The following is a 20,175-nucleotide window of genomic DNA, read 5'->3' on the forward strand; positions in this document are numbered from 1 at the left end:
CTCAAGCGAAAGCGGCGCGCTTCAAAGGTGCGGCGCCGCCAGGATCAATGTTGGGGGATGTTGGTGGCCACGCCGGTGGCCGGGTCCAATACGAGTTCGATGCGGGTCGGGCGGCCGGTGCGGCCAGGCTTGCGCGTGGCCATGACACCGTTGGCGCTCACGTTCATCAGCCCTGGCACAGCGGCAACCGGGTTGTAGTAGCGATAGAACTGCAGCACCGTCTTCACGTAATTCTGCGTCTCGGCGTACGGGGGAATGTCGTTGCCGTGCTTCTGCACTGCGCCTTCACCGGCGTTGTAGGCGGCCAGCACCAGTTCGAGGTTGCCCGAGAACATGCGCAGCAGATCGCTCAAATAGCGCACGCCGGTAGTGATGTTGGTCTTCGGGTCGGCCAGCTTCTGCGCAGCCGTGCGGCGCGCGTCGCCGGTCACGCCGTAGCGCGCGCCCGTGTCCGGAATCACCTGCATCAGCCCGATCGCACCCTTGGGCGACACGGCTTGCGGGTTGAAGCCAGATTCAGCGGCAATCACGGCTTTCACCAGCGCAGGGTCGATGCCGTGCTTGCTCGCGGCCTGGCGGATCAGCGGTTCGACCGTCGGCACGTTCGGGTGCTGCAGCACCGCGCGCACGAGGCGTTGACGCATGCCGGCGTTGTCGAGCGCATCGCGCTTGGTGGCGTTGAGGTAGGTGTCGGCGTCGGGCAGTTCACCGACCGGCAGAGCGATGGCGCTGTCGCCTTTGTCGTCGGCCTTGCTGGCCACCGCCGCGCCCTTCATGAACAGCACGTAGCGGTCATCCAAGCGCTCGGACGCGAAATGCGCCAGACCGTTTTCGTCGATGTAGCCGTAGACGTCCGCACGCGCCGGCATGCTGGCCACTAGGGCCAGCGCCGTCAATGCGAATGCGCTGTATTGAAACAGCGGTCGGAACAGCTTCATCGTTCGGTCAGCGATCAAATATCGGCTTCGACGTCGTTACCGCGCGCTTCCAGCCACGTGCGGCGTGCGCCGGCTTCGCCCTTGCCCATCAGCATGTTCATCACGCCGATGGTCTGCTCTTCGCCCAGCTCGCCCAATTTGATGGGCAGCAGGCGGCGGGTGTCGGGGTTCATGGTGGTTTCCCAGAGCTGCTCGGCGCTCATTTCGCCCAGGCCCTTGAAGCGGGAGATCTGCCAGGCGCCTTCCTTGACGCCGTCCTTGCGCAGCTTGTCTTCAATGGCTTCCAGCTCGCCGTCATCCAGCGCGTAGAGCTTCTGCGCGGGCTTCTTGCCGCGCGCCGGCGCATCGACACGATACAGCGGCGGGCGCGCCACGCATACATTCCCGCGCGCGATCAACTGCGGGAAGTGCTTGAAGAACAACGTGAGCAGCAGCACCTGGATGTGCGCGCCGTCCACGTCCGCATCGGACAGGATGCAGATCTTGCCGTAGCGCAGGCCGGAGAGGTCCACCGTATCGTTCGGCCCATGCGGATCCACGCCAATGGCGACCGCAATGTCGTGCACTTCGTTGTTGGCGAACAGGCGGTCGCGCTCGGTTTCCCACGTGTTCAGCACCTTGCCGCGCAACGGCAGGATGGCCTGGTATTCCTTGTCGCGGCCCATCTTGGCCGAACCACCGGCGGAGTCACCCTCTACCAGGAAGAGTTCGTTGCGGGTGATGTCGTCGGATTCGCAATCGGTCAGCTTGCCGGGCAGCACGGCCACGCCGGAGCCCTTCTTCTTCTCGACCTTCTGCGCCGCGCGCGTGCGGGCCTGCGCCTGCTTGATGACGAGTTCGGCCAGCTTCTTGCCGTGGTCGACGTGCTGGTTCAGCCACAGCTCCAGCGCCGGGCGGCTGAAGGTGGACACCAGCCGCACGGCATCGCGGCTGTTCAGGCGTTCCTTGATCTGGCCCTGGAACTGCGGGTCCAGCACCTTGGCCGACAGCACGAACGAGGCGCGCGCAAACACGTCCTCGGGCATCAGCTTGACGCCCTTGGGCAGCAGCGCGTGCATCTCGACAAAGCTCTTCACAGCCTGGAACAGGCCTTCGCGCAAACCGGATTCGTGCGTGCCACCCGCGGGCGTCGGGATCAGGTTGACGTAGGACTCGCGCACCGGCGAGCCCTCTTCCGTCCAGGCCACCACCCACGAGGCACCTTCGCCGTAGGCAAAGCCTTCTTCGCCGGGCTTGTCCGGGTCGGCAAAATGCTCGCCCTCGAACAGGGGGATTACCGGCTCGGCGCCGCTGCCCTGCGCGAGCGCTTCCACCAGATAGCCGCGCAGACCCTCGGCGTATTGCCATTCGAGCGTCTCACCGGTTTTTTCCAGCGTGAGCGTGACCTTCACGCCCGGCAGCAGCACGGCCTTGCTGCGCAGCAAACGCTGCAGTTCGGCCTGCGGAATGTTCTCGGAATCGAAGTACTTGGCGTCGGGCCAGGCACGTACGCGGGTGCCGCTCTTCTTCTCGCCGCGTTCGGCCTTGCGGGTGGCTAGCGGCTCGATGACGTCGCCGCCAGAGAACGCGAGCGTCGACACATTGCCGTCGCGCCACACCGTCACTTCCAGCCGCGTCGACAACGCGTTCGTGACCGACACGCCCACGCCGTGCAAACCGCCGGAGAACGCATACGCGCCGCCACTGCCCTTGTCGAACTTGCCGCCCGCGTGCAGGCGCGTGTAGACGATCTCGACCACCGACACACCCTCTTCCGGGTGGATGCCGACGGGAATGCCGCGCGCCTCGTCTTCCACGCTCACGCTGCCATCTTTGTGCAGCGTCACGGCAATCAGCTTGCCGAAGCCGCCCAACGCCTCGTCGGCGGCGTTGTCGATCACTTCCTGCACGATGTGCAGCGGGTTGTCGGTGCGCGTGTACATACCCGGCCGTTGCTTGACCGGTTCCAGGCCCTTGAGGACCTTGATCGACGATTCGCTGTATTGGGAGGTTTTGCTCATGGAAGGCGGAAAGCTGGCGGGCTCAGGGTCTGCCCTGAGCGCCGGAATGCAGCGCGCATTGTAAAGGAAGCTGTCTTGAACAATGCGCAGGGATTGTCAGCGTTGGGATGCGACCTTTAACCGACATTCGGTCAACATCCCGCTGACATGTAGGTGCTTTACGCGGTGCCGGCGCGCTTGCCTTCGAGGGCTTCCCAGCGCTCAAGCGCCTCGAGCAGTTCCAGCTCGATGGCTTCGTGGCGCTCGGCCAGCTTCTGGGCGCGCTCGGGGTCCCGCCCGTAGATCGTGCCGTCCGCCAGTTCGGCGTTGACCTGTTTCTGCTCGGTTTCCAACGCCTCGATGGTGGCGGGCAACGCGTCCAGCTCGCGCTGTTCCTTATAGCTGAGCTTGACCGTGGCACGCTCGCGCGGCTTGGCGGCTTCAGGCTTCTTTTCTTCGGCGACGGGCTTGGCGGCCTGGGCGATCTGCGCGGAACGGGCCGACTGCGTCTGCCAATCCGAGAACCCGCCCACGTATTCGCGCCAGCGGCCCTCGCCTTCGGCCGCGATCACCGAGGTGACGACGTTGTCGACAAAGGCGCGATCGTGCGAGACCAGGAACACCGTGCCGCTGTATTCCTGCAGCAGCTCTTCCAGCAGTTCCAGCGTGTCGATGTCCAGATCGTTGGTCGGCTCATCGAGCACCAGCACGTTGGCCGGGCGCGCAAACAAGCGCGCCAGCAGCAGCCGGTTGCGCTCGCCGCCCGACAGCGACGCCACCGGCGAGCGCGCACGCTCGGGCGCGAAGAGGAAGTCGCCCAGGTAGCTCATCACGTGCTTGCGCTGGCCGTTGACTTCAATCCAGTCGCTGCCGGGGCTGATGGTGTCGGCCAGCGACCGATTCAGGTCCAACTGCGCGCGCATCTGGTCGAAGTACGCGACCTGCAAATTCGTGCCGTTGCGCACCGTGCCTGAATCGGGCGCGAGTTCGCCGAGGATCAGCTTGAGCAGTGTGGTCTTGCCGACACCGTTGGCGCCGAGAATACCGACCTTGTCGCCGCGCATGATGGTGGCGGTAAAGGTGTCGACGACGGTTTTGTCGCCATAGCGCTTGGTCACGTCGGTCAACTCGGCAACGATCTTGCCGGAGCGGTCGCCCTGCGAGACTTCGAGCTTGACGTTGCCCTGCACCTCGCGGCGCGCCTGGCGGTCCACACGCATCTGCTCCAGCCGCGCGACGCGGCCGACGCTGCGCGTGCGGCGGGCTTCGACGCCCTTGCGGATCCACACTTCTTCCTGCGCGAGCAGCTTGTCGAAGCGGGCGTTTTCCAGCGCTTCGGCTTCGAGCTGCTGCGCCTTGCGTTCCTGATACGCGGTGAAATTGCCCGGGTACGAACGCAGCATGCCGCGATCCAACTCGATGATGCGCGTAGCGACGCGGTCGAGGAACGCGCGATCGTGCGTGATGAACAGCACGCTGCCGCGGAAGGCCAGGAGCAGGTCTTCGAGCCAGCGGATGGAGTCGTAGTCGAGGTGGTTGGTCGGCTCGTCCAGCAGCAGGATGTCCGGCGCGCCCACCAGCGCCTGCGCCAGCGCTACGCGCTTGGTCAAGCCGCCAGAGAGCGAACCGATGCGCGCACCCGGCTGCAGGCCAAGCTGCGCGATGGTCGTTTCCACGCGCGTGTGCAATTGCCAGGCGTCGGCGGCGTCGAGTTGCGCCTGCAGTGCATGCAGCTTGTGCAGCGCCTCTTCATCGTGGGATTCCCCCATCGATGCGACGAGCGCTTCGTATTCCGCCAGCAGGCCGGCGGCGTGCGGCACGCCCAGCGCCACGGCTTCAGCCACGGTCTGGTCAGGATCGAACACCGGCTCTTGCGGCACATAAGCCGAGGTGACGCCGCTCTGGCGGGCGATCAGGCCGTCGTCGGGGGCGGTCGTGCCCGCCACGATCTTGAGCAGCGACGACTTGCCGGTGCCGTTGCGGCCGATCAGGCCAACGCGCTCGCCGGCCTCCAACGAGAAATCGGTGTGGTCGAGCAGCGCCACGTGGCCGAACGCCAGTTGCGCATCGGTAATGGAAAACAGGGCCATGCTGGAGTGAAAAAGGGTGCGGGCCAGATAAGGCCGGAGAGGGCCGGAAGGCGCGTATTGTACGGCCGCCGCCATTGCGCTTGCCTGCGCGGGTGCTATAACGCTTGTGCCGCCGCGTGCCCTTTTTGCGCGGCGCCCATCCACATCAAGCCAGGGGGCACCCATGCGCGGACTGTTCGGGCTGTTGATCATTCTGATCGTGGCAGGCATCCCGGTGCGGCAAATCTTGCTGCGCACCGGTTTCTCTCAATGGTGGACGCTGCTGGTGGTTGTGCCGCTGGTGAATTTGATCGCGCTGTGGATCTTCGCGTTTTCGAGTTGGCCCCGGCAATCGTCCCAACCAGCGGGCGTGCTGCCCGATCAGCGCTAGAACGCGATCGCGCCAAAGAGGTCGCACCAAAGAAAACGGCCCGCTTTCGGCGGGCCGGAAGAGTCTCTCCTCGATGCCTTGCGAACAAGACATGGGCGCAGCATAGCGCCCCTTTTCGCTCTCGGGCAGTCAGGACAAACCCGGTAGGGAAAAACGCCGGTTTCTTTCCGCAACGCCAAGCACTATGCGGGTTTGCACCGCAACAACGCATGCCGCGTCAAGCATGCGCATGCCGCACCGGGACCGTGTCGAGCATCCCCGCTGGCGAGCGGTTTTTACACACGAGGTGCGCGCTGCGCACCATAACGGGGCGACCGTCTCAAGCTCGGCTTCTAGAGGGTTCAATCGGCCTTGCTGCCTGCTTACAACACTACAAAAGCCGGGCCAGCACGTTGCGCCATCGCGTCTTATCATGCGGCAGGCCCTCCGGCCATGAGCCGGGCATAACGATAAGGCGGGCCGCCATTTTTCTTTCCGGGGGATACAACCATGCTGTACTTCAAGCGCACGCTGCCTTGCGCCGCGCTGCTTTCCATCTCGCTGTCCATTCTTTCGCCCGGCGCAGCGCTGGCGTCTTCCACACCGGTGCTCGACCGCATCCGCGACACGGGCGTCATCCGCATCGCGCATCGCGAAAGCTCCGTGCCCTTCTCGTTCTACGATGCCGACAAAAAACCCATCGGCTATGCCGTCGACCTGTGCCTACGCGTGGTCGACAAGCTGCGCACGGAATTGAAGCGGCCGGACCTCAAAGTGCAGTACGTCATGGTCACGTCGTCTTCGCGGATTCCGACCATCGCCGAGGGCAAGGCCGAGCTCGAATGCGGCTCGACCACCAACACCCGCGAGCGCCGCGAAAAAGTGGCATTCACCATCCCGCACTACATCGCCGGCAGCCGGATGATCGTGAAAACGTCTTCGGGTATCCACAAGTGGGACGACTTGCGTGGCAAGACCGTAGTGTCCACCAAAGGCACCACCAACATCACTGAACTGCGCAAGGTGAATGACGCGCGCGTGCTAGGCATGACAATCCTTGAAGCCAAGGAACACGCGGAAGCGTTTGCCATGGTCGAGTCCGGCAAGGCCGACGCCTTTGCAATGGACGATGTGCTGCTCTACGGTTTTCGCGCCAACACCAAGAACCCCGCCGACTTTGCCGTGGTAGGCGATCTGCTGACCGTCGAACCCTACGCGATCATGCTCAGCAAGGACGACACGGAGTTCAAGCGACTTGTCGATCGCGCGATGACAAACGTTATCCTCGACTACGAAGCCGATAAGCTCTACAAGAAGTGGTTCCAGCAACCGATTCCGCCCAAGGGCGCGAAGCTCGATATTCCGATGAGCTTCCTGCTGCGCGATTCATTCAAGTATCCGAGCGACAAGGTCGCAGACTGAACGAAGCCGTGAGCCATCCACGCCGCCATACCAGGCGGCGTTTTTTATGGGTGCACGATCAACGCTGCGACGGCAGCATCGGCTTGCCGAGCATGCGCGACAGCACCGCTTCGGGCGAATGCGTGCGATCGGCAATCGCCACCGGGTCCAGATAGAAGGTCTGCTCCATCATCGCGCGGCCATGCATGGCTGCGTGCAATGCCTGGTCGCTGAAGACCACCCACGTTGCGCCAGGTGCAAACTCGAACGTCTGCTGCGGGGCGCTTTGCTGATAGTGCAGGTCCGCCTTGGCCAGATCATGCAGTTGCAGCATGCGGTGGTCATATTCCGAGCGCGGGCGCTTGGTAACGCGCAGCTTGTGCATCAGCCAGGACTGACCGGGCAGCATGGCGCGCGTCTTGGGCACAAAGCGCTGCGCAAAGTCCGCGAACGGCTCGCCGATGCGCCAGACGCGCGCAGCGTCCGGATCGACGTTGTGGAATACGCGCAGGAGCCGCTGACCATGCAACGGATTCGACGGAAACGCATCGACATGTAAGCGCGTATCGTCCTTGCGCCAACTCACGGGCCGCCCCGCAATCTCCGCGGGCCGCAGCGATGTGCCGGCGCGTTTGAGGTATGGACCGTAATCCGGGAACAGGTTCAGCACCAGACGCTCCGCAGCATCGGCGTAACGGCGGATCAGGGCCGTCAGGTCACGCAGGTCGGCGGGCGAGCCAACTGCCCCGCGCACCGTGGCGTCGTTCGCGCGCAGGTTGATGTTCTTCGTTTTGCCATCAGACCAGCGCGCATCGAGAAAGCGCTGTTCACGGGTATTCAGCGGAAAGTCCAGCGCAGGAAAGTGCAGCACGTTGCCGCGCTCCAGCGCAGTGCGCATCGCAGTGGCTTCGTTGAGCGTCACGGCAGGCGCCCACTCATGCACCGGCCACGGCACGACCATATCAATGGTGGGCGCTGTCACAGGCGCGGCTTCATCTGCCGCAAACGGCTCAAGCGGTACAGGTTGGGCGGGCACTAACCCCGGTTGCAGACTGCTCATACACAAATCACGCACTTACTTAAATAATGGCGAATGATAGTGCGTTCACCATCTCAGTGCATCGCTGAAAGACACAACATTGCAGTGACAGACATGCCATCACGGCAATGAGCGGCCCGTATGCGCCGGATTACAGGAAGTGCTTAACGACCTGCTCTTCCAAACCGACAAAGCGCACGAGCTGGCGCGAGCCATCGGGGAATTGTTTGATGACGTGGCCATCCGGCGTGTCGGTGTGCCGAAAGTAGATGGGTCGGGCAAGCGTGCCGTGCCGCTGCCTAGGGAGCATGCCCTCCAACGACGGCTCCACCGTCCACGGATCGTCCCGCTCTTCGGATGTCAGCATGTTGGTCGCATAGGGATGTCTGGATTGGGTGGAGAAGCATAACGTCGGTGAACATTTGCGCAAAGTTCGTAATACTTAAATCTGTTTCCTTCACCGATCGTTCGTTTTATTTAGCGTTTGCGCCGGTGAAAGCCGGGGTGGAGCGTGGGCCATTGCCCACAGAAGCCGGGGCGTCATCGCCGTTTCGTGGAAGGAAGGTACCCCGGGGTCGTCTGGTCTTGGTCGCGCAAATTGCGTAGAATCGCCGCTCGCTCGGGCGGCCTTGCGCTCACTCGGGCAGGTCACTCGCCGTAGCACAATGGATAGTGCACGCGCCTCCTAAGCGTGAGATACAGGTTCGATTCCTGTCGGCGGGACCAGCACACCGCAAAGCCAGGCAAACCGCCTGGCTTTTGTTCTTCGGCCGTAGAAACGACGAGGCCCGCCACCAGCGGGCGGGCCTATGGTTGCGGATGGCCCCGGGCCAGTCTGGGTCAACCCTAGGTCAACACCGGCAGCGCTTCGAGCAAGAGCAGCCCGATCAGCACCCCGATGATCGTCAGCAGCACGCGGATCCCTACCCGCGCGCCTCGGATCACCAGTGGCGCAGACGCCAGTCCGATCACGCCCGCCACGCAGACGGCGAGCAACAGGTACAGGTTGGAGAAGGCCATCGGGAATTCCATCATCCGCCCCTTAGCGGCCGCATGTGGCCGGTGTTTCGAGTATAGGCCGCGCATCCGATCCGGCAACCGCCGCAATATTTCTTTGACGCACTGCAAAAAATCGTGCTATAGTCCACAACTTGGCTGCTTACTGCCCTGAGTGCATGCGCAGCCGATTGCCACTGTGCTTGGCATCGTCTCCGATCTCCCGCGTGGATTCACATCACGCCGAAGGGACCGCCGCCCCACCTCGCTGATCCATGTGACTCACATTCAGCTTGAGGCCGGCCCACTCCCCCGCCTGTCCGTTCTGCAGCCCGTCTGTCGAACCGGCCTTATCCGATTGGCGCCGACGCCCGTGATTAACCGGTCGCCGTATCCCATTTCCGCCGTTCGCATCCATTGATGCGGTTGGCGCGGCAGCCTTACTTAAAAGCTATTCGACATGACGCAGCCTCAAGACGGCAGCGGCGCTATTGCGCACGCTGAAACCACGATTACCCCGAATTCCGACAATCTCATCGCCGACGCCGCGACTCGTGCCAGCGCTTTTGCTGAGCTGGGCCTGGACGAACGCATCGTTCGTGCGCTGGGTGAAGTGAACTACACCACCCCGACGCCGGTGCAGGCGCAAGCCATTCCGGCCGCCCTGGCAGGCAGCGACCTGCTGGTCACGAGCCAGACCGGTTCGGGCAAGACCGCCGCATTCATGCTGCCGGCCATCCAGCGCATCAGCGAGCAGCCTGAGCCGCAGCGCCCGCGCATGGACGGCCCGCCGCAACGCATGAAGGGCCGCCGCCCTCGCCCGGCCCCGGCGAAGCCGTCGCTGCTGGTGCTCACGCCCACGCGTGAACTCGCCCTGCAGGTGACGACCGCCGCGTCGCAGTACGGCCGCCACATGCGCCGCATCGTCTGCGCGAGCATCCTGGGCGGCATGCCCTACCCGAAGCAGCTCGACATGCTCGCACGCATGCCGGACATCATCATCGCCACGCCGGGCCGTCTGCTCGACCACATCGATTCGGGCCGCATCGACCTGTCGGCGCTGAACATGCTGGTGTTCGATGAAGCCGACCGCATGCTCGACATGGGCTTTGCCGATGACATCGAAGCCATCGTCGGTGCCACGCCCGCAACGCGTCAGATGCTGATGTTCTCGGCCACCATGGACCGCCGGATCGAACAACTGGCCGAGCGCATGATGCGCGACCCGCAGCGTATCGAAATCGCTGCCGCCAAGATTGACCAGAGCAACATCGAAGAGCGCCTGCACTTCACCGACGACGTCTCGCACAAGCAGCAACTGCTCGACCACCTGCTGCGCGATGCGTCGCTCAAACAAGCGATCGTCTTCACCGCGACCAAGCGTGACGCCGACTCGCTGGCTGACCGCCTGACCGAGCACGGCTTCTCCGCCGGCGCCCTGCACGGCGACATGCACCAAGGCGCGCGCAACCGTACGCTGACGGCTCTGCGCCGCGGCCAGCTGCGCGTGCTGGTGGCCACCGATGTGGCGGCCCGCGGTATCGACGTGCCGGACATCACGCACGTGGTCAACTTCGACCTGCCCAAGCAAGCCGAAGACTATGTGCACCGTATCGGCCGTACGGGCCGTGCCGGCCGTAGCGGTATCGCCATCAACCTGGTGAACCACAACGACACGTTCCAATGGCGCCGCATCGAGCGCTTCGTGGATCGCCGCATCGACGCCTCGGTGGTGGAAGGCCTGGAGCCGAAGCGCTCGCCCAAGCCGCGCACCGGCGGCCCGCGTGCCGGCGGTGACCGTGGTGGTTATCGCGGTAACAACGGTGGCGGCGGCTACCGCGGCCAGCGCGAAGGCTACGGCGCACGCCAAGGCGGCAACGGTGGCAATGGCGGCAACAGCGAAGGCCGCTTCCAGCGCAGCTTCGGCGGCGATCGCGAAGGCTTTGCCCCGCGTCGTGATGATCGCAACGGCAACGGCGGCTACCAAGGTGGCCAACGCGAATGGAACCGTGACGACCGCGCCCCGCGTCAGTCGTACGGCCAAGGCCAGCAAAACCGTGGCGACTGGCAACAGCGCCCGGCCCGTACGCAAGACGGCAACCGCGGTTACGGCAACAGCAATGGCGGCGGCTATGGCAACCGTGACGGCAATCGCGAGGGCTACGGCAACCGCGAAGGCGCACCGCGTCGCTTCGGCGACAACAACGGCGGCAGCCGCTTTGGCAACGACAACGGCAATGGCGCTGCCCGCCGAAGCAACAGCAGCTATGGCAATCGCGACGGTAACCGCGACAGCTACGGCAGCAAGGGCCGTTCGCGCGATTTCGATCGTTGATCAGCTGAGCGCATCGCCCCAATAAGAAAGGTCCCTACGGGGACCTTTTCTTTTGTCTGCGCCAAACGCGATCTCAAAGCGCACACGTTCGAAAACCGACGAAGACGTCATCGCGCTCAGGCAGCAGAAAACCCCGAAAGCGAACGTGCCGCGCACGTTGTGGGGTGTGGGCGGCAGCGCCGCGCACCGTCTGCATCGTCATGAAGTGCGGCACCGACAGGCGCGCCACGCGTCCGTGCGGGGCGCCCGGGGTGAAATCCGGGTAAGGCTCGAACGGCGACGCAGTCCACTCCCAAACCTGCCCCCAATGGAAACCAGCGCGGCCCTGCACGGCTGCCATTTCCCATTCGTCTTCGGTCGGCAGGCGCCGACCTGCCCAGCGGCACCATGCCTGCGCCTCGTACAGGCTGACGTGGCGCACGGGTTCGTCGCGGTTAAGCGTGCGGGGCTCGCCGTAACGCAGCGCCTGCCAGGTGCGCGTGGCCCCTTCATCCAGACTGCGCTGCCAGCCCAGCGGCGCGGAGCGCTCCTGCATCATCAGCCACTCCATGCCGGCCGGCGACCACCACTGAGGGTGGTCGTAGCCGCGGTCTTCGATGAATTCGAGGTATTGGCCGTTCGTCACAGGCTGTGCGTCGATCTCGAAGGCCGGCACGTAGGTGCGATACGGCGGGCGCTCGTTGTCGAAGAAGAAACCGTCCGCATCCGGCCAGCCCATCTGGAAACGGCCGCCGGGCAGCGAGAGCGTCTGCGCAGCAGGTACCGCCACAGCGGCCAGCGGCGGTTGCCCCGCAGGCTGCAAACCCAGCATCTGCAGCAAGCCGTGCAGATGCTCGGCGCGCAGATCTTCGTGAAAGACGGCCCAGCGGAACGGCTCCAGCGCAGCGTCATCGTCGGTGCCGAGCGTGGCCAGCTTGCGCAGCACGCGGTCGAGCACGTCGTGTGCGTATTGCTTGATCAGCGCAATGCCGGGCAGCGTCAGCTCCCAGCAGGCGTCGGGCGGCATGCGGTCCATGTCGAAGAAGCTGTCTGCGCCATCGAGCGCGGCGGGCAGCGTCGCTTGCCAGCGCGGCACGGCCCACTCGGCGCCAGTGCCGTCTTCGATGGTTTCGTTCTTGACGCGGCGCGGCTCGCGCAGGCACCAGAACTCCGCAAACCAGGCAAGCTGCCCGAGCGTCCAGAGCGGCGGCGCATGATGCTCCACACGTTCGATCTGCCAACCGCGCTGCGTATCACCAAACGCGGCGAGCAACGCCAACGTACGGTTGCGCGCGTCGACCAGGCTGTGCGCGATGCCCTGGCGTGGCAGGCGCCGGCCGTCGGTCCAGTCAGGAAGTGATCCGATGAAGGTCGGATCTGGGAGCATGAAGAATTCAGCCATCGCGGCATACCTCGGGCGGGGATCGGTCCATTATCGCACCGGGCTTCCCTGCCCTCCGGCCATTGCGTTCGTGCGCTACCGGCCGACGCTGGCGTGGCAGACGGCAAAGTCGCCACCTGCGTCGGTCCAGGCATGCAGGTCTTCGAATCCGGCGTCGGCAAACATGGCTTGCAGACCGGGCAGATCGTATTTGACGGAGTTCTCGGTGTGCAGACGCTCGCCCATGGCAAAGGCGCGAGCCTGTTTGCCCCAGCGCACCGTGACATCGCCCTGGGCTTCCAGGTGCATCTCGATGCGGTGGGCGTCTGCGCGATACAGCGCGACGTGTCGCCAGTCGCGCACGTCGAAATTCGCCCCCAGCAGGCGATTCAGGTTGCGCAGCACATTGAGGTTGAACGCCGCCGTCACGCCGAGCGGATCGTCATAAGCAGCCTCGAGCCGACGCGCGTCCTTGATGAGGTCAATGCCGATCAGCACGCTATCCCCCGGCGCGGACGCTTCGTGCAGGCGCGAGAGGAAGCCGCGCGCCTCCTCCGGCGTGAAATTGCCCAGGCTCGAACCGGGGTAAAACCAAACGCGACGCCCATCGCCCACCGCATCGGGCAGCACCAGGGGTGCACACAGGTCGGCGCCAATGCCCACCATCGGCAATTGCGGATGCTGGCGCGCCAATGCACGCAACGTATCGCGCAGGAAATCCGCCGAGATATCGATCGCCACATAGCGCGATGGCGCCAGCGTACGGAACAGGCGCGCCGCCTTCTCGCAATTGCCCGCGCCCAAGTCGATCAGCGTGGCGCCGCGCCCGACGCGCAGCGCAATCTCTGCGGCATGCAGGCTGAAGATGGCCGCCTCGGTACGGGTCGGGTAGTACTCGGGCAGATCGGTGATGGCCTCAAACAGGCGCGAGCCAAGCGCATCGTAGAAAAACTTGGGGCTCACGCTCGCCACGGGCGCGAGCAAGCCAGCCTCGGCCTCCGCACGCAGCACCGCATCATCTTCGGTAAAGAGCTGGTAGAAGGTCAGCCCTGCGCCGACGGCGTCGACGGTCGGCTGCGGCTGGATCAGACGGGCCAGCGCGCGGCGGGCATAGGCATCGGCGGACGGCTTGGTGGCCTGCATGGTGTCTCCCCTTGGGTGGAACGGCACGGTGTTGCATGGTCATGAAGGCCGCTGGCAGCGAGAAATGTGCCAAGGGCTCCGCACTGCCAGTGCACAGGTCGGCACCGGCAAAATTGCAGCGTAGACGCCGCCTTGTGACAGCGCCACCGTTCTTTCACCCGAGAACGCGGCAACGTTGCATGTCGGCGAGCGTAAAAATCGGCACGGCTGGTGAAAAAAGCACGCAGATCGCCCTGCAACGCCGACGTCGCATTTTTGCAGCGCAACATGCATCTGTTGCATTACAATACGGGCTTCCTCAAAGGGGAGTAGCTCGGGGGTTCTTCAGCCCCAGGCACGATCGTCAAGACGAGGCAGAAAATCGCCTCCGGTCGTGTCGGCTCAGCAGGTTCCCAACCTGTTTGTGTCGAGCAAGACCTTTGCAACCGGATTTCATGGTCTGCAAAGCGTCTCGTCCCAGCATTCCATGCAATTCGGTCAACCGGTTTTTATTGTTGTTTTGACCTGGAGCCACCATGGAATGGTTGTCTGACATTTTCACCATGCAGTTTGCGGCAGCGCTGGCCTCGATCATCGTGATCGACCTTGTGCTGGCGGGCGATAACGCCATCCTCATCGCGCTGGCCGCGCGCAACCTGCCGCCCGAGTTGCAGAAGAAGGCCATCCTCTGGGGCGCAGCCGGCGCGATTGTCGTGCGTGCCCTGATGACGCTGGCGGTCGTATGGCTGCTGAAGATTCCGGGCCTGATGCTGGTGGGCGGCCTGGCACTGGTGTGGATTGCCTGGAAGCTGCTGGCCGACGACGGCCAGGATGACGGCGAACACGGTACCGGCAGCACCACGCTGATGGGCGCCATGAAAACCATCATCATCGCCGACGCGGTCATGGGCATCGACAACGTGCTCGCCATTGCCGGCGCCTCGCACGGCAGCTTCCTGCTGGTGGTGCTGGGCCTGCTGATCAGCGTACCGGTCGTGGTGTGGGGCAGCGGCGTGGTGCTGCGCCTGATCGAGCGCTTCCCGGTCATCATCTACGGTGGTGCAGCGGTGCTCGCTTACACGGCGGCGCACATGATCGTGGCCGAGCCCGTTCTCAAGCCGTTCTTTGCAGAACAACGCCCGCTGGGGTGGGCGGTGTATGCCCTGGTGTTCGCGATCGTACTGGGCGGCGGCTGGCTCGTGCAGCGCCGCCGCCAGGAGCAAGCGCAACAGGCCTAAGCCTGAATCGGCTGACCGGCGAGAACTTGTGCCAGCAAGGCACGATCGATATTGCCGCCGGTCAGCGGCAAACCCACGCGCAAGCCGGCAATCCGCCCGCGCTGCTGCCATGCACCCGCCAGGGCTGCGGCAGCAGCGCCTTCCGCCACGTTGTGCGTGGTCGAAAAGTACAGGCGGATGGCCTCTGCCACCTCATCATCTGTCACCGCGACAATCTCATCGACGCCGGCACGGATCACCTCCAGTGCCTTCACATCCGGCGTGCGGCAAGCCAGCCCGTCGGCCAGCAGCGTCGACACGGGCGCCGACACCACGGCGCCACTCGCAAACGCGAATTCATAGCATCGTGCGTGCGCTGAAACGACACCGACAATCCGCGTCGAGAGACCCAGCGCATCGCGCACCTGCACGGCCGCGCTGATACCCGAGCCCATGCCGATCGGCACGTAGACCACGTCCAGCGGCGTCGCGTCAAAGAACTCCAGCCAGTAGCTCGCCACGCCGGCAACCAAGTCCTCGTGGTACGAGGGCACGAAGTGCAGGCCGCGTTCGGTTGCCAACTGTTCTGCCAATTCACGGCTTGCCTGGAAATCATTGCCCGCTTCGATCAGCTCGGCGCCGAGCGCACACATGGCGGCGTTCTTTTCCACGCTGTTGCCGTGCGGCACGACGATCGTGGCCGTCATGCCGCTCCGGCGTGCCGCCAACGCAATCGACTGACCATGGTTGCCGCGTGTCGCTGCAATCACACCGCGCAGCTGCGGTTCCCGGCAACGCAGCGCGTGCAGATAGGTCAGACCGCCACGCACCTTGAAGGCGCCCACTTCAGTGTGGTTCTCGTGCTTCACCCACACTGACGCGGCCAGCGCCTGCGAGAGCAGTGGCCAACAGTACTGCGGTGTGGGAGCCACCACCGCATGAACGACCTCAGCGGCCGCGCGCAGATGGCGCAATTCGGCAGTGCGGTCGAGTGAAACGGGGTGGGTAGACAACATGGCGATCTCCAGCAGACAGTGGGAAGCGATGGCCTCATCTTGCCCGCCTGCGATACCTCGGAACATCGACAATTCCGCGATTTGTCAGCCCAACTGTGTCGCCCGTTCAACCGAGCCAGTTCTCGGACACTACCAGCACAGCTGAGTGCGCCAAGTACTGCTCTGCGGACTGCCGACTGCTTCTGACACGGCACGTTACAATGCGGCTCGATCTTGTTTGGATCCTTTTTTAGATATTTTTTCGGTCCACCGAGCCGCAATGCAGCCCTATCTCGACCTGATGCGCCATGTCTACGAACATGGCACCGACAAAGCCGATCGCACCGGCACCGGCACGCGCTCCGTGTTCGGCCACCAGATGCGCTTCAACCTGCAGGACGGCTTTCCGCTGGTGACCACCAAGAAGGTCCACATCAAGTCCATCGTCTATGAACTGCTGTGGTTCCTCCAGGGCTCGACCAACGTGCGCTGGCTGCAAGAGAACGGCGTGACGATCTGGGACGAATGGGCCGACGCCGACGGCGAACTGGGCCCCGTCTACGGCTCCCAATGGCGCTCGTGGCCGACGCCCAACGGCGAGCACATCGACCAGATCGCCGAGTTGATCGCGCAGATCAAGCGCAACCCCGATTCGCGCCGGCTGATCGTCTCGGCCTGGAACGTGGCCGACATCCCGCGCATGAAGCTGCCGCCCTGCCACGCGTTCTTCCAGTTCTACGTGGCCGACGGCAAGCTGTCGTGCCAGCTCTACCAGCGCAGCGCCGATATCTTCCTCGGCGTGCCGTTCAACATTGCCAGCTACGCGCTGCTGGTGCACATGGTGGCGCAGCAGACCGGCCTGGACGTCGGCGACTTCGTCTGGACCGGTGGCGACTGCCACCTCTACAACAACCACTTCGAACAGGTCGAAACGCAACTCGCGCGCGAACCGCTGCCGCTCCCGAAGCTTCACATCAAGCGCAAGCCCGAGAGCATCTTCGATTACCAGTACGAAGACTTCGAGATCGTCGGCTATCAGAGCCATCCCGCGATTAAGGCACCTGTCGCCGTATGACCATCCTCACGCTCATCGTCGCCCGCGCCCGCAACGGCGTGATCGGCCGCGACAACACGCTGCCCTGGCGCCTGCCCGAAGACCTCGCGCACTTCAAGCGCACCACCATGGGCGCGCCGATCGTGATGGGCCGCAAGACGTACGATTCGATCGGTCGCCCGCTGCCGGGCCGCCGCAACATCGTCGTCACGCGCAATGCCAAGCTGGAGCTGCCGGGCTGCGAGATTGCGTATTCGCTGGAAGATGCGCAGCGCCTGTGTGTTGGCGTCGAGCAGATCTTCCTGATCGGTGGCGCTCAGCTCTATGCGGATGCCCTACCCAGCGCGGATCGCTTGATCGTCACTGAGATCGATGCGGATTTCGAAGGCGATGCGCACTTCCCGGAGTTGGACCCGAAGGTCTGGCACGAGGTCGCACGCGAGACGCATCATGCGGCCGCGCCCAACGATTTCGACTACGCCTTCGTCACGTACGAACGCCCGCCTTCGGACGAGCAGTAACCCTCCGAGGGCAACAAAAAACGCGCTCAGTTTCGAGCGCGTTTTTCATTTCGGTGCGGTAGCTTATTCGCCAGCAATCGTCATCTGCTCGATCAGGATCGAGCCGGTTTCCTTCGTACCGCGCACCAGCGCGTCCGCGCCGATGGCGACGATCTGGCGGAACATCTCGCCCAGGTTGCCTGCAATCGTGATCTCTTCCACCGGGTACTGAATCACGCCGTTCTCGACCCAGTAGCCCGAGGCGCCGCGCGAGTAGTCGCCCGTCACGTAGTTCACGCCCTGGCCCATCAGCTCGGTCACCAGCAGGCCCGTGCCCATGCGGCGCAGCATGCCGGCAAAGTCATCCTCAGGCTTCGTCTTGTCGGAGAACAGCGTCAGGTTGTGCGAGCCGCCAGCGTTGCCGGTGGTCTGCATGCCAAGCTTGCGCGCGGAATACGTCGACAGGAAATAGCCCTCGACCACGCCGTTCTTGACCACATCGCGACGCCGCGTACGTACGCCTTCTTCATCGAACGGCGCGCTGCCCATGCCGCCGAGCACATGCGGGTCTTCCTTGATCTGCACGTGCGGCGCGAAGACTTCCTTGCCCAGCGTATCGAGCAGGAAGGTCAACTTGCGATACAGCGCACCACCCGACACCGCCTGCACAAACGCACCCAGCAGGCCCGCAGCCAGCGGCGCCTCGAACAGCACCGGGCACTTGCGTGTGGTCAGCCGGCGAGCGGACAGACGCGCCAGCGCGCGTTCCGCAGCGTACTTGCCGATGGCTTCCGGCGCGGCCAGATCCTTGGGCGAACGCTTGGACGAGTACCAATCGTCGCGCTGCATATGCGCGCCCGACCCGGCAATCGGCGCGGCCGAAATGAAGTGACGCGAATACGGATAGCCACCCATGAACCCGCGCGACGTCGCCAAGACGAAGTGCGAATGCTGGGCGGAAATGCTCGAGCCATCGCTGTTGCGGATCTTGGGGCTCACGGCAAAGGCGGCCGCTTCCGCAGCGCGGGCGATTTCGACAGCCTCCTCGGCATCGATCGTCCACGGATGATAGAGCTGCATGTCACGCGGATGCTTCTCCAGCAGTTCTTCTTCGGCCAGGCCGGCAGCGTCGTCATCGGCCGTAAAGCGGGCAATGTTGTACGCGGCCTCCACCGTGGAGCGCAGCGCCGCCGGCGAGAAATCCGACGTGCTGGCGTTGCCGCGCTTCTTGCCCAGCATGACAGTCACGCCGACGATCTTGTCGCGGTTCTGCTCGATGGTCTCGATCTCGCCCTTGCGCACCGTGACCGACAGGCCCTGGCCTTCGGAGATTTCCGTCGCAGCATCGGTGGCGCCGAGTTCGCGTGCAATGCGCAGCACATCGGTGGCCATCTCTTCGAGCTGTTCACGGCGGTAGGCGAACACTGGGGCGGTCTTGGAATCGAGCGTTTGAGACATAGGCAAGGAAGAGGAAAACTTGGGGCCGTTTTTGGCGGAAACGCCCATCATAGCAAGATACAATGCGCGCCATGAGCCGAGCATCCCGACACAACCCCACGTATCTGCAACCCGTCGAGCGCCTAGACATTGGTGACGAGGACGATCCGGATACGCCCAAGAGCAAATCGCAGCGCAAGCGCGAGGTGAACGCCCTGCAAGACCTGGGCACCGCCCTGGAAGCGCTGCCCAAGGACAAACTCGCCAAGGTACCGCTGCCTGAGAAGCTGGTCGACGCCCTGCGCGAGGCCAAGCGCACCACCGCCCACGAGGGCAAGCGCCGCCAGATGCAGTACATCGGCAAGCTGATGCGCGCCCTGACCGACGAAGAAGTCGAAGCTATCCGGCGCGTGCTGGCTACCTTCGTTGGCGCCTCCAAGGCGGAAACGGCGCGTCTGCATGCCATGGAGCGCTGGCGCGACCGCCTGATCGCCAGCGACGACGCCATCACTGAGTTCATTGCAGCGCACCCTGATACGGACGTGCAAGCCCTGCGCACGCTCGTGCGCAATGCGCGCAAGGAAGCACAACTGGCCAAGCCGCCCAAGTCGTCGCGCGAGATCTTCCAGATGGTTAAACACGCCCTGGAAGGCAACAACCGCGACAGCGATCACGACGGCGAAGCCGATCAACCCGAAGCCGAAGGCGACGAAGCATGACCGCCTCCGCCACTTCCACCCCGCTCACCCGCCGCCATCCCGACGAGCTGCTCGTCGGCTTCGTGTCCATTTCGGACCGCGCCTCGGCCGGCACGTATCAGGATGAAGGGATTCCGGCGCTGCGGGACTGGTTTAGCGCCGCGCTGTCGTCCCCGTGGCAGGGGGTGGAACGGCTGATTCCGGATGATCAGGCCACGATTGCTGAAACGCTGATCGACCTCGTCGACCACGCCGGGTGTGACCTGGTCCTGACCACCGGCGGCACGGGTCCAACCCGCCGTGACGTGACGCCCGAGGCAACGCTGGCCGTCGCCACCAAGGAAATGCCCGGCTTTGGCGAGCAAATGCGCCAGATCAGCCTGCATTTCGTGCCGACGGCGATTCTGTCGCGTCAGGTGGCGGTGATCCGCGAAACGCCGTCCCGCGCGGCGTTGATCATCAACCTGCCGGGTCAGCCGCGTGCCATCAAGGAAACGCTGGAAGGCTTGAGGGATGTGGAAGGCCGTGCCACGGTGCCCGGCATCTTTGCTGCCGTGCCGTACTGCATCGACCTGATCGGCGGGCCCTATGTTGAAACACACGACAGCGTGGTCAAGGCTTGGCGCCCCAAGCACGCTGTCCGCGCGAAACCGTTGCAGGTTTAA

18 protein-coding genes, 1 tRNA gene and 2 pseudogenes are annotated in these 20,175 nt (G+C 64.1%); 9 read left to right on the top strand and 12 right to left on the bottom strand.

The annotated features are described in order from the left end of the window. Positions 1-44: 44 nt before the first annotated feature. The 5 genes and pseudogenes from ACS7SF_RS03560 to ACS7SF_RS03580 form a co-directional block, all read right to left on the bottom strand. Positions 45-938: a lytic transglycosylase domain-containing protein gene (locus ACS7SF_RS03560; protein WP_439891711.1), complete on the bottom strand. Its 894-nt coding sequence runs from the start codon at positions 936-938 to the stop codon at positions 45-47. Positions 939-952: 14 nt separating this feature from the next. Continuing rightward, on the bottom strand, positions 953-2,938 hold the full coding sequence (locus ACS7SF_RS03565; RefSeq protein WP_439891712.1) for a DNA topoisomerase IV subunit B: 1,986 nt from the start codon (positions 2,936-2,938) through the stop codon (positions 953-955). A gap of 158 nt (positions 2,939-3,096) precedes the next feature. Further along, on the bottom strand, positions 3,097-3,627 hold the full coding sequence (locus ACS7SF_RS03570; RefSeq protein ID WP_439892685.1) for a hypothetical protein: 531 nt from the start codon (positions 3,625-3,627) through the stop codon (positions 3,097-3,099). A gap of 33 nt (positions 3,628-3,660) precedes the next feature. Beyond that, positions 3,661-3,972 (bottom strand): annotated as a pseudogene (locus tag ACS7SF_RS03575) (ATP-binding cassette domain-containing protein); the annotation flags it as partial. Positions 3,973-4,176: 204 nt separating this feature from the next. Next, positions 4,177-5,217: pseudogene (locus tag ACS7SF_RS03580) on the bottom strand (ABC-F family ATP-binding cassette domain-containing protein); the annotation flags it as partial. Between ACS7SF_RS03580 and ACS7SF_RS03585 the strand changes: the two are divergent. Both ACS7SF_RS03585 and ACS7SF_RS03590 read left to right on the top strand, forming a co-directional pair. Continuing rightward, positions 5,171-5,377 carry a hypothetical protein gene (locus tag ACS7SF_RS03585; protein WP_439891713.1) on the top strand — a complete coding sequence of 69 codons (207 nt, stop codon included), beginning with the start codon at positions 5,171-5,173 and terminating at the stop codon, positions 5,375-5,377. The pseudogene ACS7SF_RS03580 and the gene ACS7SF_RS03585 overlap by 47 nt on opposite strands. A gap of 489 nt (positions 5,378-5,866) precedes the next feature. Further along, on the top strand, positions 5,867-6,778 hold the full coding sequence (locus tag ACS7SF_RS03590; RefSeq protein WP_439891714.1) for an amino acid ABC transporter substrate-binding protein: 912 nt from the start codon (positions 5,867-5,869) through the stop codon (positions 6,776-6,778). 58 nt (positions 6,779-6,836) lie between these two features. Here ACS7SF_RS03590 and ACS7SF_RS03595 read toward each other — a convergent pair whose 3' ends face one another. Next, positions 6,837-7,817 (bottom strand): Kdo hydroxylase family protein, encoded by a 981-nt coding sequence (locus ACS7SF_RS03595; protein WP_439891715.1) that lies wholly within the window; start codon positions 7,815-7,817, stop codon positions 6,837-6,839. Positions 7,818-7,947: 130 nt separating this feature from the next. Beyond that, positions 7,948-8,163: a hypothetical protein gene (locus ACS7SF_RS03600; protein WP_439891716.1), complete on the bottom strand. Its 216-nt coding sequence runs from the start codon at positions 8,161-8,163 to the stop codon at positions 7,948-7,950. Between the two features lie 284 nt (positions 8,164-8,447). Between ACS7SF_RS03600 and ACS7SF_RS03605 the strand changes: the two genes are divergently transcribed. After that, positions 8,448-8,522: transfer RNA gene (locus ACS7SF_RS03605), tRNA-Arg, on the top strand. A 120-nt stretch (positions 8,523-8,642) separates the two neighbouring features. On the opposite strand, the gene ACS7SF_RS03610 is transcribed toward ACS7SF_RS03605, so the two are convergent. After that, positions 8,643-8,831, bottom strand: a complete 189-nt coding sequence (locus ACS7SF_RS03610) for a hypothetical protein (RefSeq protein WP_009277350.1) — start codon at positions 8,829-8,831, stop codon at positions 8,643-8,645. Between the two features lie 421 nt (positions 8,832-9,252). Between ACS7SF_RS03610 and ACS7SF_RS03615 the strand changes: the two genes are divergently transcribed. Then, positions 9,253-11,127 carry a DEAD/DEAH box helicase gene (locus ACS7SF_RS03615; protein ID WP_439891717.1) on the top strand — a complete coding sequence of 625 codons (1,875 nt, stop codon included), beginning with the start codon at positions 9,253-9,255 and terminating at the stop codon, positions 11,125-11,127. Positions 11,128-11,200: 73 nt separating this feature from the next. Here ACS7SF_RS03615 and ACS7SF_RS03620 read toward each other — a convergent pair whose 3' ends face one another. Both ACS7SF_RS03620 and egtD read right to left on the bottom strand, forming a co-directional pair. Further along, a complete protein-coding gene (locus ACS7SF_RS03620) occupies positions 11,201-12,508 on the bottom strand; it encodes an SUMF1/EgtB/PvdO family nonheme iron enzyme (protein WP_439891718.1) in 1,308 nt (435 codons plus the stop codon). Between the two features lie 75 nt (positions 12,509-12,583). Next, the gene (egtD, locus tag ACS7SF_RS03625) at positions 12,584-13,630 is read right to left on the bottom strand and encodes an L-histidine N(alpha)-methyltransferase (protein WP_439891719.1); all 1,047 of its coding nucleotides are present in this window, start codon (positions 13,628-13,630) and stop codon (positions 12,584-12,586) included. 515 nt (positions 13,631-14,145) lie between these two features. On the opposite strand from egtD, the gene ACS7SF_RS03630 reads away from it, so the two are divergent. After that, positions 14,146-14,847 (top strand): TerC family protein, encoded by a 702-nt coding sequence (locus ACS7SF_RS03630; protein ID WP_439891720.1) that lies wholly within the window; start codon positions 14,146-14,148, stop codon positions 14,845-14,847. On the opposite strand, the gene ACS7SF_RS03635 is transcribed toward ACS7SF_RS03630, so the two are convergent. Further along, a complete protein-coding gene (locus ACS7SF_RS03635) occupies positions 14,844-15,842 on the bottom strand; it encodes a threonine dehydratase (protein WP_439891721.1) in 999 nt (332 codons plus the stop codon). The two genes, ACS7SF_RS03630 and ACS7SF_RS03635, sit on opposite strands and share 4 nt — an antisense overlap. Before the next feature lie 259 nt (positions 15,843-16,101). Between ACS7SF_RS03635 and ACS7SF_RS03640 the strand changes: the two genes are divergently transcribed. Both ACS7SF_RS03640 and ACS7SF_RS03645 read left to right on the top strand, forming a co-directional pair. After that, entirely contained in the window at positions 16,102-16,896 is a 795-nt protein-coding gene (locus tag ACS7SF_RS03640) for a thymidylate synthase (protein WP_439891722.1), read from the top strand. Continuing rightward, positions 16,893-17,396, top strand: a complete 504-nt coding sequence (locus tag ACS7SF_RS03645) for a dihydrofolate reductase (RefSeq protein ID WP_426394151.1) — start codon at positions 16,893-16,895, stop codon at positions 17,394-17,396. The genes ACS7SF_RS03640 and ACS7SF_RS03645 overlap by 4 nt, the downstream gene beginning before the upstream one ends. Before the next feature lie 63 nt (positions 17,397-17,459). Here ACS7SF_RS03645 and pmbA read toward each other — a convergent pair whose 3' ends face one another. Then, positions 17,460-18,833, bottom strand: coding sequence for a metalloprotease PmbA (pmbA, locus tag ACS7SF_RS03650; protein ID WP_439891723.1), 1,374 nt, complete (start codon positions 18,831-18,833; stop codon positions 17,460-17,462). Between the two features lie 71 nt (positions 18,834-18,904). Here pmbA and yjgA point away from each other — a divergent pair, with 71 nt between their 5' ends. Continuing rightward, positions 18,905-19,531: a ribosome biogenesis factor YjgA gene (gene yjgA / locus ACS7SF_RS03655; RefSeq protein ID WP_439891724.1), complete on the top strand. Its 627-nt coding sequence runs from the start codon at positions 18,905-18,907 to the stop codon at positions 19,529-19,531. Next, entirely contained in the window at positions 19,528-20,175 is a 648-nt protein-coding gene (mog, locus tag ACS7SF_RS03660) for a molybdopterin adenylyltransferase (protein ID WP_439891725.1), read from the top strand. Before yjgA ends, mog begins: the two co-directional genes overlap by 4 nt.

It is taken from the genome of Ralstonia sp. 25C, assembly GCF_051904805.1.
In the GTDB taxonomy this organism is placed as follows: domain Bacteria; phylum Pseudomonadota; class Gammaproteobacteria; order Burkholderiales; family Burkholderiaceae; genus Ralstonia.

Coding starts and splice junctions, on each gene's coding strand:
- ACS7SF_RS03560 (WP_439891711.1), bottom strand. CDS start 938: ATGAAGCTGTTCCGACCGCTGTTTCAATACAGCGCATTCGCATTGACG.
- ACS7SF_RS03565 (WP_439891712.1), bottom strand. CDS start 2,938: ATGAGCAAAACCTCCCAATACAGCGAATCGTCGATCAAGGTCCTCAAG.
- ACS7SF_RS03585 (WP_439891713.1), top strand. CDS start 5,171: ATGCGCGGACTGTTCGGGCTGTTGATCATTCTGATCGTGGCAGGCATC.
- ACS7SF_RS03590 (WP_439891714.1), top strand. CDS start 5,867: ATGCTGTACTTCAAGCGCACGCTGCCTTGCGCCGCGCTGCTTTCCATC.
- ACS7SF_RS03595 (WP_439891715.1), bottom strand. CDS start 7,817: ATGAGCAGTCTGCAACCGGGGTTAGTGCCCGCCCAACCTGTACCGCTT.
- ACS7SF_RS03600 (WP_439891716.1), bottom strand. CDS start 8,163: ATGCTGACATCCGAAGAGCGGGACGATCCGTGGACGGTGGAGCCGTCG.
- ACS7SF_RS03610 (WP_009277350.1), bottom strand. CDS start 8,831: ATGATGGAATTCCCGATGGCCTTCTCCAACCTGTACCTGTTGCTCGCC.
- ACS7SF_RS03615 (WP_439891717.1), top strand. CDS start 9,253: ATGACGCAGCCTCAAGACGGCAGCGGCGCTATTGCGCACGCTGAAACC.
- ACS7SF_RS03620 (WP_439891718.1), bottom strand. CDS start 12,508: ATGGCTGAATTCTTCATGCTCCCAGATCCGACCTTCATCGGATCACTT.
- egtD (WP_439891719.1), bottom strand. CDS start 13,630: ATGCAGGCCACCAAGCCGTCCGCCGATGCCTATGCCCGCCGCGCGCTG.
- ACS7SF_RS03630 (WP_439891720.1), top strand. CDS start 14,146: ATGGAATGGTTGTCTGACATTTTCACCATGCAGTTTGCGGCAGCGCTG.
- ACS7SF_RS03635 (WP_439891721.1), bottom strand. CDS start 15,842: ATGTTGTCTACCCACCCCGTTTCACTCGACCGCACTGCCGAATTGCGC.
- ACS7SF_RS03640 (WP_439891722.1), top strand. CDS start 16,102: ATGCAGCCCTATCTCGACCTGATGCGCCATGTCTACGAACATGGCACC.
- ACS7SF_RS03645 (WP_426394151.1), top strand. CDS start 16,893: ATGACCATCCTCACGCTCATCGTCGCCCGCGCCCGCAACGGCGTGATC.
- pmbA (WP_439891723.1), bottom strand. CDS start 18,833: ATGTCTCAAACGCTCGATTCCAAGACCGCCCCAGTGTTCGCCTACCGC.
- yjgA (WP_439891724.1), top strand. CDS start 18,905: ATGAGCCGAGCATCCCGACACAACCCCACGTATCTGCAACCCGTCGAG.
- mog (WP_439891725.1), top strand. CDS start 19,528: ATGACCGCCTCCGCCACTTCCACCCCGCTCACCCGCCGCCATCCCGAC.